Annotated in this window: 11 protein-coding genes; 3 read left to right on the forward strand and 8 right to left on the reverse strand. The window is 46.3% G+C overall.

What is annotated here, in order from left to right; genetic code table 11:
* Window positions 1-110 precede the first annotated feature (110 nt).
* Window positions 111-1,028 (forward strand): aldo/keto reductase, encoded by a 918-nt coding sequence (locus FHS16_RS14110; protein ID WP_183563194.1) that lies wholly within the window; start codon window positions 111-113, stop codon window positions 1,026-1,028.
* Between the two features lie 53 nt (window positions 1,029-1,081).
* On the opposite strand, the gene FHS16_RS14115 is transcribed toward FHS16_RS14110, so the two are convergent.
* Window positions 1,082-2,275, reverse strand: a complete 1,194-nt coding sequence (locus FHS16_RS14115; RefSeq protein ID WP_183563197.1) for a YhgE/Pip domain-containing protein — start codon at window positions 2,273-2,275, stop codon at window positions 1,082-1,084.
* A gap of 181 nt (window positions 2,276-2,456) precedes the next feature.
* Between FHS16_RS14115 and FHS16_RS14120 the strand changes: the two genes are divergently transcribed.
* Window positions 2,457-3,095: a TetR/AcrR family transcriptional regulator gene (locus FHS16_RS14120; RefSeq protein ID WP_183563200.1), complete on the forward strand. Its 639-nt coding sequence runs from the start codon at window positions 2,457-2,459 to the stop codon at window positions 3,093-3,095.
* Between the two features lie 187 nt (window positions 3,096-3,282).
* Here the strand turns inward: FHS16_RS14120 and FHS16_RS14125 are convergent, their stop codons facing one another.
* The 5 genes from FHS16_RS14125 to FHS16_RS14145 all read right to left on the reverse strand — a co-directional run bounded on the left by FHS16_RS14125 (window position 3,283) and on the right by FHS16_RS14145 (window position 8,167).
* Window positions 3,283-4,140, reverse strand: a complete 858-nt coding sequence (locus FHS16_RS14125) for a class II fructose-bisphosphate aldolase (RefSeq protein WP_183563203.1) — start codon at window positions 4,138-4,140, stop codon at window positions 3,283-3,285.
* A gap of 275 nt (window positions 4,141-4,415) precedes the next feature.
* The gene (locus FHS16_RS14130) at window positions 4,416-6,380 is read right to left on the reverse strand and encodes an S-layer homology domain-containing protein (protein WP_183563206.1); all 1,965 of its coding nucleotides are present in this window, start codon (window positions 6,378-6,380) and stop codon (window positions 4,416-4,418) included.
* Window positions 6,381-6,538: 158 nt separating this feature from the next.
* Complete coding sequence (locus FHS16_RS14135) at window positions 6,539-6,820, reverse strand: putative quinol monooxygenase (RefSeq protein ID WP_183563209.1); 282 nt, start codon at window positions 6,818-6,820, stop codon at window positions 6,539-6,541.
* Window positions 6,821-6,833: 13 nt separating this feature from the next.
* Entirely contained in the window at window positions 6,834-7,571 is a 738-nt protein-coding gene (locus FHS16_RS14140) for an NADPH-dependent oxidoreductase (protein WP_183563213.1), read from the reverse strand.
* A gap of 137 nt (window positions 7,572-7,708) precedes the next feature.
* Window positions 7,709-8,167, reverse strand: a complete 459-nt coding sequence (locus FHS16_RS14145; RefSeq protein WP_183563216.1) for a MarR family winged helix-turn-helix transcriptional regulator — start codon at window positions 8,165-8,167, stop codon at window positions 7,709-7,711.
* 187 nt (window positions 8,168-8,354) lie between these two features.
* On the opposite strand from FHS16_RS14145, the gene FHS16_RS14150 reads away from it, so the two are divergent.
* Complete coding sequence (locus FHS16_RS14150) at window positions 8,355-9,149, forward strand: AIM24 family protein (protein ID WP_183563219.1); 795 nt, start codon at window positions 8,355-8,357, stop codon at window positions 9,147-9,149.
* A gap of 104 nt (window positions 9,150-9,253) precedes the next feature.
* On the opposite strand, the gene FHS16_RS14155 is transcribed toward FHS16_RS14150, so the two are convergent.
* Both FHS16_RS14155 and FHS16_RS14160 read right to left on the reverse strand, forming a co-directional pair.
* Window positions 9,254-10,372: a response regulator gene (locus FHS16_RS14155; RefSeq protein ID WP_183563224.1), complete on the reverse strand. Its 1,119-nt coding sequence runs from the start codon at window positions 10,370-10,372 to the stop codon at window positions 9,254-9,256.
* The gene (locus FHS16_RS14160; protein WP_183563227.1) at window positions 10,369-12,102 is read right to left on the reverse strand and encodes a sensor histidine kinase; all 1,734 of its coding nucleotides are present in this window, start codon (window positions 12,100-12,102) and stop codon (window positions 10,369-10,371) included. Before FHS16_RS14160 ends, FHS16_RS14155 begins: the two co-directional genes overlap by 4 nt.
* Between the last annotated feature and the right edge of the window lie 173 nt (window positions 12,103-12,275).

Raw genomic sequence — 12,275 nt, forward strand, 5'->3', positions numbered from 1 at the left:
ACAAACTTCGACAAGATTTGCAAGCAAGGTTTGAAAAGTGAGCCAATTGTGTGAGACAATCATTTCGTTCAGTAAAGACCACGCTCACAGTACAGAGGAGGAGTTTCATAATGAGAACGATAAAGCTTGGAACAAGCACGCTAGACGTACCCGTTGTTGCGGTAGGCTGCATGCGGATCAACTCACTCGATAAAACCGAGGCCGAGCGCTTTGTCCAAACGGCACTTGAGGAAGGCGCTAATTTCTTCGAGCATGCCGATATTTACGGCGGCGGCGCGTGCGAGGAAATTTTTGCGGAAGCGGTCCATATGAGCGCAAGCGTACGTGAAAACCTGATTTTGCAATCCAAGTGCGGAATCCGCCCAGGAATGTTCGACTTCTCCAAAGAGCATATTTTGAATTCTGTTGATGGCATTCTGAAACGATTGAATACGGAATATTTGGATGTCCTTCTGCTCCACCGTCCGGATACATTAGTTGAGCCAGAAGAGGTAGCGGAAGCCTTCGATCAATTGGAGAGCTCAGGCAAAGTACGTCACTTCGGTGTATCCAACCAAAACCCGATGCAGATCCAGCTTCTCAAAAAATCGGTCAAACAGCCGCTAGTCGCCAACCAGCTTCAACTGAGCATTACCAATACGACGATGATTTCTGCCGGGTTTAACGTGAATATGGAGAATGATCCTGCTGTAAACCGCGATGGCAGCATATTGGACTTCTGTCGATTAAACGATATGACTATTCAGCCTTGGTCACCGTTCCAATACGGCTTCTTCGAAGGTGTTTTCCTTGGCAATGAGAAGTTCCCTGAGTTAAATGCAAAAATCGATGAGGTTGCAGCCAAATACGAGGTAAGCAATACGACGATTGCCGTTGCTTGGCTTCTGCGCCATCCTGCTCGCATGCAGCCGGTCATTGGCACAATGAACATAGAGCGGTTGAAGGACTGCTGCAAAGCTAGCGAGATCTACCTAACCCGCGAGGAATGGTATGGTATTTATCGCGCAGCCGGCAACGTGCTGCCATAATGCCCATAAAGTCAAAACAGCCTCCTGTCTTCTTGGACAGGAGGCTGTTTTGTTTAATTTATCGGTGCTGGCACTGCCGAAGCACGGGATGCCTCGACCGATGCCTTCCCTTTTTTGAACCCTGAAGCAAGCAGCAGTAAGAGAAACGCTCCGCCGATGCTCCATACAATCGCTGCATTCGATGCAGCCGCCTTCAGCCCGCTGAAGTACATGACCTCTCTCAGGCCATCCGCAACAAATCGAAGCGGTGTCCATGAATAGATCCAATCCCGCGTCGTTTGGGTTAGGAATTCAGGCGCAGCGTTCAGGATCGGCATCGAGAAGAACATCAGCAGCACCATGATCGCCATCGCCGGGAATCCAATCCAATTGAGCAATGCAGACTGAATCAAGAAATACATCGATCCAGCCAGCCATAGAAACAACCAGGTTTCCGACGCGTGAGCCAGCTCCATCCCGTACCACGAAGATGCCATCCATATAAGGAAGCCGGAAGCCGCTCCTATCATAATGACCCCCGTACCGAGCTGCGCCAGAATGCTCGCCCAGCTATTCGCCCCAGCCTTCCTTGCATTCCCTCTAGCGAGGAACAGGATTACGGCTGCAATCAGGCTTCCCATCCACATGATCTGCGTCAATAAGCCTGGCGCATTTCCTGAGGCATTGTTCGCTCCGACGGCATGAACAGCCTCTTCCTGTACCTGAATAGGCGATAACAAAGCTTGAGCGACAGCAATCGACAATTGTTCTGTCTGGCTGCCTATTTGTGATAGCATCGACCTGGCAAGCTCTGCATTGACCATCCGCATAGCTTGGCCCAGCCCTTGCTTCACGACAGTAGCTGCCTGAGTATTGAGCCCGTCATTGCTTATCATGCTTACGGAAGCTTGAACCGGCTGTGCGCTCATTAACGATGAGACATTCGCGCTTAGATCGGCAGGCAACACTAACGCACCATAATATTTGCCTTCGTCTAAAGCTTCGCGTGCAGCTGCTTCTGTTTCAATTACAGTAAACGTGAACGGCATCTGCTCATTAGCAAGCAGCATCTGCTTTATCATTTCTCCCACTGCGACTGCTTTACCTTTCGCTGTCTGAGCAGGCTGATCAGCAACGACTAGCGCTACAGGCAGATGCTGAGGCTTCATGCCCAGCACAGATCCCATCATTGCCGCGCCGAATACGATCAGAACGACAAAAACACCAACAAACCCAATCCAAGTTATCTTTTGCTTAAACAATGTCATCCTATACATTCACTCCTCTATTTTAATGGACATTCTGTTGATTAAAGGTCACAATGCTTATTATAATAAGTAGCAGTGAAAGTACAATAATCAGTTCTTCCCGTACTGTTTATTACTCAGCAGTTCAAGGATAGAGTGTTGATTTTCTCATAAAATAGTGACGAGGAGGTGACAGGATTAGATGAGCAATCAGTTGGACCGGCGCCAGGTGCGCACAAAACGTCTGCTTTATGAAGCACTAATGAGCTTGATTGCGGAGAAAGGCGCTGATCACGTAACGGTTACGGATATCGCAAACCGCGCCGAGATAAACCGCGGCACTTTCTACCTCCATTACCGGGATGTGCCCGATATGCTGGAACAACTGAAGGAGCATGTTTTTGAGAAGGTCAGAAACCGGATTACGCAGCTGAACTTTCAAGATGCCATACACTATATGGACAGAAACGAAGTCTATCCTGTGAGTGTTCAACTGTTCGAGGAGATAGCGGAGCATGCCGATTTTCTTAAGACCATGTTTGGTCCCAAGGGCGATCTTGCTTATGCGATTCGATTCCGGGAGCTGTTCGCCAGCCATATTTATGCCAAAACGCAGCAGCTAGGCGGCACAAGTCCTGCTGCTATTCCACCGGATTATATCGTAGCATATGTGACATCTGCCAACTTTGGCCTGATCATGCACTGGCTTGAAACTGGCCTAAATCGAACTCCGAGCGAAATCAGCTCCTATATGGCGCGAATCATTAAATTGGGCCCGATGCTGGCGTTTGGCTTACATGGGTTGCCTAATGTGGATCATACCCTTAACAGTGAACGGTAGTGGACATCATTCTTTAAAGGATTACGCCAAGCGTAAACGGCTGTCGCCGCCCTCTATGGCAAAAGCAGTCGTTTCGCGGAGATAGATAAGCACATTTATAGGTGAAAACATATAAAATCTTATAAATAAAAAAAGGTTGGGAAGAATGCTTATCGCATTCTTCCCAACCTTTTTTCCTGTATGTGGATTACGCTTTGTTTGAAGAACCAAACTCACGAATTTTGCCTTGAACGGTTGCTTTGATTGCATCGCGGCCTGGGGACAAAAATTTGCGCGGATCGTAAACTTCGGAGTCAGAAGTCAAGATTTTACGAGCAACTTTTGTGAACGCGATTTGGTTTTCTGTGTTTACGTTGATTTTTGCAGTTCCCAGTGAGATCGATTTCTTAATGTCTGCAGTTGGGATTCCTGTACCGCCGTGCAATACCAATGGAAGCTTGATCGTTTGGCAGATCTCTTCCATTTCTTTGAAGCCTAGGTTTGGTTCGCCTTTGTAAGGACCGTGTACAGAACCTAGAGCAGGAGCTAGGCAATCGATGCCTGTAAGCTCAACCAATTGTTTACACTCTTGTGGATCAGCGTAGATAACGCCATCAGCGATAACATCGTCTTCTTGTCCGCCAACAGTACCAAGCTCAGCTTCAACCGAAACGCCGCGCTCATGAGCGTAAGCAACCACTTGTTTTGTCGTTTTTACGTTCTCGTCGAATGGCGAGTGCGAAGCATCTATCATAACGGAAGTGAATCCAGCATCGATCGCTTCTTTACATTTCTCGAAGCTTGAACCGTGGTCCAAGTGGATCGCAACAGGAACAGTGATCTTCATTTCTTCGATTAGGGATTTCACGATTGCAGTTACAACTGTGAAGCCGCCCATGTAACGAGCTGCACCTTCGGAAACGCCAAGAATAACAGGGGATTGCTCAGCTTGAGCAGCACCTAGAATCGCTTGTGTCCACTCCAGGTTATTGATGTTGAATTGACCAACTGCATAACCTTCTTTCAAACCTTTGTTCAGCATTTCTTTCATTGATTCCAAAGCCATGATAAATCCTCCTTCAAAATAATTGCAATTTAGTAACTCGACCTTTCAATCATACCCAATTCATCCGCAGTTTAAAAATGCGTCCGCAAACTGCGGTGATACTGGCACGAACGGAATCGGCTTTCCCACGTTCACGTTCTACTTGTCAGTCTACATGTTATCACAAATTTCGTTATAAGACTACCTATAGGCACTGCGCCGCAGGTTTCCAACGGCTCCGATTTAACGAAAAACTGCAGCGGTTAGCTGCAGTCTCCGATTGAGAAAGCTATGATTTATTGTAAAAGCTCGTTAATCGCCGCTGAAGTACGCAATGAACGAATAATAAGCGTTAATGCTTCAGCGCGCGTTGACTTATTCTCTGGGGCAAACTGATTCGTGCTCACTCCATTAATCATGCCTGCGCCTGCTGCTTCCTCGATAGCTGCTTTCGCCCAGTATTCGTCCGAGATATCCGAGAATACTGCAGGGGCATCATTCTGGCTCAATGCTTTCAAGTTCACAATCCGAGAAATAACAGTCAGCATTTCCGCACGCGTAATGTCATTGTTTGGTTTGAAGGTGCCATCTTGATAGCCGTTGATGATGCCGCTCGAAGCCAAGCTTTCGATGTAGGCGCTTGACCAATTCTGTGAATCCAGGTCGCTGAATGACGTGCCTGTGGAAGCCTTGCCTAAACCAAATGCCCTTACGATCATCGCACTGAACTCTGCTCGAGTTACCGATGCATTCGGCTTGAAGCCGCCGTCTTGGAAACCTTCAATAATCTGAAGGCGTGATGCAATACCGATATCCTTGGATGCCCAATGCGAAGCCGTATCCGTGAAGGCAACCGGTTCAGAGGCTGTCCATTTTTGTTTCAGCTCATCTGTCAGCTTGTCGACATCAATGGCAGCAGCCGACAAGAACGGATTGGATGCCGCTGGCGTTGGCGTAGGTGCAGCCGTCGGATTTGGTGTTGCCGGCGATGGTGTTGCCGGTGTTGGAGTTGCTGGTGTTGGTGTCTCTGGCGCGGAAGCCCTTGTGACAGCCACTTTATAAACCTCTGTGCTGCCGTCCTCTGCTGTAACGACGACACTAATTTCATTTAAACCTACTTGCAAGTCAATCGGATTGCTTATCGGGGTTTCATCCCGTTTATAAGCAACAGCAGCGAAGCTATCATCTGGCGTGTAAGTCGCCGTTGTTACAGATACCTCGTAAGGTGCCTGCCCCGTGTACGATAGTACTTGACCGCTAAAAGCTTGATCAAATGCGACTCCGCTTAAAGTAAGCTCGCTTAGGGTAGCAACATTACTGAAGGTATCGCCTATCACGCGAAGGTCAAACGATTTAGTGATAACAAAATCATAACCGGATATCGTTGCTGTCATCGTGACGTCTGAGAATCCGGTGCTCGTTTTTGGCTTATGAATAACCCCAGCCTCAGTAATGACATCTGGATTGCTGCTTGCCCATGAGATGTTAATATCCTGGTCTTTAGATGGCGGCAAACTAATATTTCGGGTTACATTCTGTTCGGTATCACCTTCAGCCAATCCAATTGACAATGCAGAAGCAGCATTATTAATCATGGAGTTATATATTAATTTCGAGCCCGAGTACAAGGAAATGGGCAGTTCTGAGACTTTATCAACAGTTGTCTTGATCGTAAATGTAACCTTCCCTCCTTCCGTGTAAGAAGAGAAACCTCCCGCGACTTCAGTAGCAGTAAATCCACCATCCTTATCATAAAAACTTACATCCGAAGCAGTGGATTGAGCAAAGACTTCCGTGCGGCCAGTCACTGGTGATCCCTCCGTCCCATATACGGAATAAGTCACTTTTACAAACCCCGGATGTTCGTTATCAGCCACAGGTTCGGGTTGTTGAACGACATAACCAACCGGTGATGACGGTTTGGAATAGGTGATGTTTGTAACCGTAACAAAATTATTACTAATATCCACAGTATAAGACAAGGATGGAACCCAGCTTACATTGCCATCGCTGACATAGCCGCCTACAATACTTTTTTGATCATCTGTCACGACTACTGTTGGTGATGGACTTGACGGTTTAATCGGTGCGGCTTGTACTGAACCGTCTGAGTATCTAACATACATCTGCTCTGAGCCTACTAAAGCTTCTTCAGGGCCGAAATAAATGGTGAATGAGCTTGTTTTAATTATGCACCCGCTTAATAGTAGCAAAATCACTGCAGGGATAAGCAAAGAACGACCTAACGAAAAACGTTTCATTACATATTCACTCCTAAATAATAGTTTATTCCGACGTATGAACCATCTATCTAAGCATATAACATCCCAATGACGGGAAAATGACAAACTTCGACAAAATCACTAAGGTATATAAATCAACAAAAAAGAGGAGAAGCGCGGTGGCTTCTCCTCTATTCCTAGTCGTTCAAGCGATTTATTTTCACGGGTTCAACGAGAACTTGGCGTGCGTAAGCAAAAAATTCGGTAAAATGCTCCGTTTGGTTATGAAGGTCAATCGCTTGCTCGTCCTGCCACTCCTCCAGCATAACGAACTTGCCCGGCTTAGACACATTCTCGAACAACTGGTAGCTGATATTGCCTTCCTCGGCTCGTGTCGCGGACAGCAGTGTCGTCGATTTAGCAAGAAACATCTCACGCTCTTCTGCTGCCACAGTCATTTGCACTTGTAAAATAACCATGTGCATCCTCCTTTTATTTGGTATCGAATTTTTGCTGCTCCAGCATCGTTCTCACTTCCGGATAATAGATCCGGTTGTACAAGGAAGACACGGCTTGCGACCAGCCTCTGGACTCTTTTCCGTCCGTACGTTTTAACATATAGGCAGAAACCTCTTCGTCATATCGTTTAATTAAGCCTTCCAGCTCCGTGTTGTACTTCTCCTTATGCCACACGGCAGCTTGCGGCAGCCGGTGCTTTTTCTCGGAAGCTCCAGCCGGGTGACCGACCACTAGGCCGCTAACGGGGAACACATAATCAGGCAGCCCCAGCAGCTTAATCAATTCAAGAGGCTGTCTTCTCGCACCGCCAATAGGCACAATACCGAGCCCTAAAGATTCTGCGACGGCAATGGCGTTACCCATAGCTAAACCTGCATCGGTAGCGCCGACAATAATGGATTCGACTCCATCCGTCACAACCAGTTCTTCGCCATTCAGCTCGGCCGCAATTTTGGCGCGGTAGAAGTCTGCGCAAAACAGCAAGAAAACAGGTGCCTGTGCAATCCAAGGGTTCCCCCCTGAAAGCTCTGCGATCCGCGCTTTCGTCTCTGGATCCTGTACGCTGATGACTGTTACCTGTTGTCCATTAATGGACGATGGCGCAGCCTGTACGGCTTCAATAATCATCGTCAAATGCTCTTCGCTCACCGGTTCATTCGAATAACTTCTAATTGATCGGTGGTTTGTCACGGTATCATATACTTGATTCATTATAAGCAGCTCCTTCATCGGTCATTTAGTCAAATCTATATTTCCCATTCACTCTCAGTCAAATCTCAACTCAATACAACTAATGAATTTACACATAATTGATTTTTGCAACTATCAATGAAATGCAAGCCTTCTTACTAGGAAGAAGGCTGTTTCTTGAATGGGGTACTGTTCAATGCCTGGTTCATCATACTTAACGTTTCGAAAACTTGTTCATGCTTCTCAGCCGGAATACTTGCAAATACATCCTGCAAATATAGCTCCATGGATTCTGTAATATGCAGCTGCTTCTTCTCACCATCAGCAGTCAGCGACAGCACAACATAACGCCGGTCATTCGGATCAGGCAGCCTATTAATCAAATTATGCTCTACAAGCTGCTGTACTTGCCTGCTAAGGGAGCTTGTATCCGTCATAAGCAGCTGCGCAAGATCATTAAGCGAGATATTTGGCCGCTTGCCCAGCTCGTACAAAATATGGCTCTGGATAACCGAGACGCCGCAGCCTTGCGCGCCATCCTTCTGCAGCATGCCGAAAACCCTAACCAGCAGTTGAAAAGTTTCCCGTACATTTACGTAGGGAGAAATCTTATTCATTGTCATCACCTGAACATAGTTTATCATACAATAGTTTAACTTTGCAACTATTGCAAACTTCATAAGTCCATAGCTAAAATGAAGAATTGAATAGAAAATGGCAAGGATACTGCCTCTTTTTGTCGAATACCTAGATCTGGAAGGGTTTAATTTGATCAACATAACTCTACAGGAGGCGAGTATTAGAATGGCTTTCACAATAAATAATTTAAAGGACAACAACAATGTTGTCATTAAGGAACAGCTCGGTGGTTTTACGGTAATCGAGTATAAAGAGGATTTGAGCAACACGACCATGCTAGATGCACAAGCGAACTTTTTTATGAGCAAAAGCAATATGCGCAACAAGCAGCTCATGGTTGAGATCAAAAATAGCGAGGTCATGCTGAGCGCTGGCGCCATGCAATATATGATTGGCAATATTGAAATGACTTCTGGCGTTAAAGGCGTCGGCGGCCTCATGAGAAATCTTGTGTCCAGTGCAGTAACGGGTACGAGCGCCGTCAAACCCCTTTATAAAGGCACAGGCACCATTTTGCTGGAAACGACCTACAAGTACCTGTGGTTAATTGATGTCGACAACGACCACATTGTCATTGATGACGGCATGTTCCTCGCTTGCGAGACGACTCTGGAGATCGGTGTAACTGCGCGCAAGAGTCTCTCTTCAGCCGCGTTAGGCGGAGAAGGACTGTTTAATCTTAGCGCCAAAGGAAAAGGCATTCTAGCGCTCGAAGCGCCGATTCCATCAGAAGAGGCTGTCGTGATCGAATTGCAGAACGACGTACTGAAGGTCGACGGGAACTTTGCACTTATGTGGTCGAATTCCTTGGAATTCACCGTCGAGAAATCGGGCAAGACTCGGATGGGCTCTGCGGCTTCCGGAGAAGGACTCGTCAATGTGTATCGGGGGACGGGCATGGTCTGGCTTGCACCGCTCATGCAATATGGCAACGGCCTGATCCCTAAGAATACGCCATAATTGAATGATAAAAGAAGGTGCCCCTAAGCCTACGGCTATCCGGACACCTTCTTTTGCATGATAGACAACATCAGCTTACTGCCAAAAACTTGTATATTCGATAATTACTCATATTGTTCATATAGCTGCTGAATGGCCGGTGAGGGCTGCAGGCCAAGCTCTTGGAACAGCGATTGCGCATAGTCTTCATAATAATGATGCAGAGACTGTCGATCTCCCATAGCCCCATATATGTTCAGCAGCAACATCGTAGACTCTTCTTCGAACTCATTGCGTGACACAATTCGTCTTGCGATGTGCGCTGCCTCTCTATAACGCTTCTGATCCAAGAGCCAGCTTGCAAGGCGCTTAGCAAAGGAATCGTAAACGATCGATAAACGCTCACGCTCTAAATTCACCCATTCAAAGGACTTATCCTCAAGCAGCTCGCCCGCATAATGTTTCTCCAGCTCTATGGCCATCGCTTCATTCGCTATATTGATTTCGGGTAATTCCGTTACGGCCTGTTCGAATTGAATAAAATCAACATCTATATGATCCAGTTGAACACGATACTGCTCCTGCGCAGATATTACGATTTCTTTAAAACCGTGCAGCGACAGCACCTTCCTAAGCTGATAGACTGCCGTATTCAAGTAAATTTCCGCATTTTTAAGAGGCATCTCCGGAAAAATGTCCTCCAAAATCCGTGCCTTCGTTACGCTTTTGCCTTGATGAACAAGCAAATAGGCGAATAGCTCCATACTTTTTTTCGAAATCCATTTCAGCGTATCAGCTTGCTCACTGCTTACTTCGAAACAGCCAAGGCCCCGAATTATTAAGCGATTGGCAGGAAGGGCAACGTTCTCCGCATGCAAAGAAGCATTGCGTTTGCTAGCCGCCCGTGAAATCGTTTGAGCCAAACGGTTTCTGGAAATGGGCTTAACCATATAATCCAATGGATACACGTCAAAGGCTTCAAATGCATAATCGGAATGAGAGGTTACAAACACGATGTCGAGATCCGTACAAATGGAACGCAAGCTGCGGGCGAGCTCTAAACCATTATCTGCTGCGATTTTTATATCCAGGAACGCGAGGTCTACATCCGTTACCCGTACAAATTCAAGCGCCTCCGAAGCCGTTTGGAATCCTCCAACAAGCTCCACATGTTCAACCTTTGAGAGCAGTCTTTCCATAGCCAGCAGCATAGCAGGCTCATCGTCAACAATGAGAACCCTCATGATTTGCCCCCGCCTTTCATCGTGAAATGAAATATGCTTCCTTCTCCGGCTTGGCTTTCTACCCAAATGCGCCCGCCGCTTCGTTCAACGAATTGCCGGCTGACGAGAAGTCCAAGCCCTGTGCCCTTTTCTCCCAAGGTGCCCGTCAATGAGTTAAGCTGCTTATCGGCAAATAATTGACGAACCTGCTCTTCATCCATACCGACTCCGTCATCTCTTACAGAAACAACTACCATGTCTTCCGATACCTCTGCGAGGATTTGAATGAATCCTCCCGTTTCAGTAAATTTAATCGCATTGGACAACAAGTTGCGGATAATTAATCCGAGTGCTTCCCGGTCGGCATACACGAGCGTTTCTAGGGCAACGGCATTATTCATGCGAATATGCTTGGCTTCATAACTGATGTGCAGCATTTGGCAGCAATCTTCGATAACCTCATGCAATTGCAGCATTTGAGGGCGAAGCGCCATATCCTCCCTTTGGCTTCGAAACCACTCTAACAAATTATTTGTCATTCCCAGTGTATGACGAATCTGATCTCCCAACGTCTCTATGATATCCCGGTGTTCCTTATCGAAGCGCTCCCTATCCTCTTCCAACAGCTCAATAAGTTGGAACTGCAAGGCAAGCGGACTGCGAATGTCGTGAGATACGATTGTAAATAGTTGATCCTTCAATTGATTCAATTGTGCAATCTGCTCGAGATGCCGCTGCTTCTCCGTAATATCGACAATAAGCGAGATGCTTCCTTGCCCTTGACGGCGCAGCATATGTAACGGGTATACGTTCACGCTGTATATTTTTCTCTCCCCACCCAGCAAGACCTCAATCTCAACATTTCCCTGCTGCATAGACTTGCACAGCTTAAGCCATTCCGGCCAAGCGTCCAATAATTCGGATATATTTTTGCCAAAAACAGCCTCGTAACCCATTTCCGTAAACCAATCTATGGCTCTTTTGTTGCTGTCAATGATTCTCCCCGCTGCATTCGCTGTAACAATGCTCTCCTGAAGCGTATCGAGCACAATGCTTCTCGCAATCGGAACGGTAGAGAAGAACTTGATCTGCAGCATAATAACCAGCATCAACGTACCTGTAAACCCGCAGTAAACGGTCAATGAAAGCAACCAAGAAGACCATTCCGGATTTACAAACCTCATAATTTCAATCATGAACGGCAACATGGACAGAAGAAGCACCCACATCCCCGGCTTCCGGAAATCGTTGCGAATGCTCCTTATATACTGAAATAGAAAATAGATGCAAACGATCACAAGGCTGTAGCAAATCATAGTAAACGTCATCGAATAAATCGTCTTTGTTGTTACTAAGTTGCCGTTATTGAGCTCAATTGTACGAAAGATTACATGTAGCTTTGGATCGAACCAAACAAGCAACGACCAAAGTGAAAATATAGCGAACACGATTATTTTCCATAGCGGCTTTAACAGCTTGTTACGGCCAACTAGCTGATAAACGAATAGCACAGCGAAAGGTACCATTATATTAAGTGCCGTATGCTGAGCATTACGGAAAATCAGCTTTTCCATCAATAAATCACTGTTCTTCTCCAAGATGATGCTGCTGGAGTATACCATTCTGCATACGATCAAGCCAACGAGGTAGTAGACCCCGCGCTCTCTTCTAAATCCATATACATAAATTAAAATAATGCCCATCATAATCAATGATGCAATCATAAATACGAGTTCAACAGTGGAGCTCATGCAGGAAATCCCCTATTTCTGAAATATGATGTTTACTCCTATGAATATCGGCTTTCATTCCAGTATACGATACCATAGGGTGGAACATATCATATTTAAGGGAAAAACGGCAAAGTATTTGTCCAAAATTGTCAAAAATAATAATAGTTCTGGGCTGATTAGCATGCATGTGT

The organism is Paenibacillus endophyticus, from assembly GCF_014192395.1.
Lineage (GTDB): Bacteria > Bacillota > Bacilli > Paenibacillales > Paenibacillaceae > Pristimantibacillus > Pristimantibacillus endophyticus.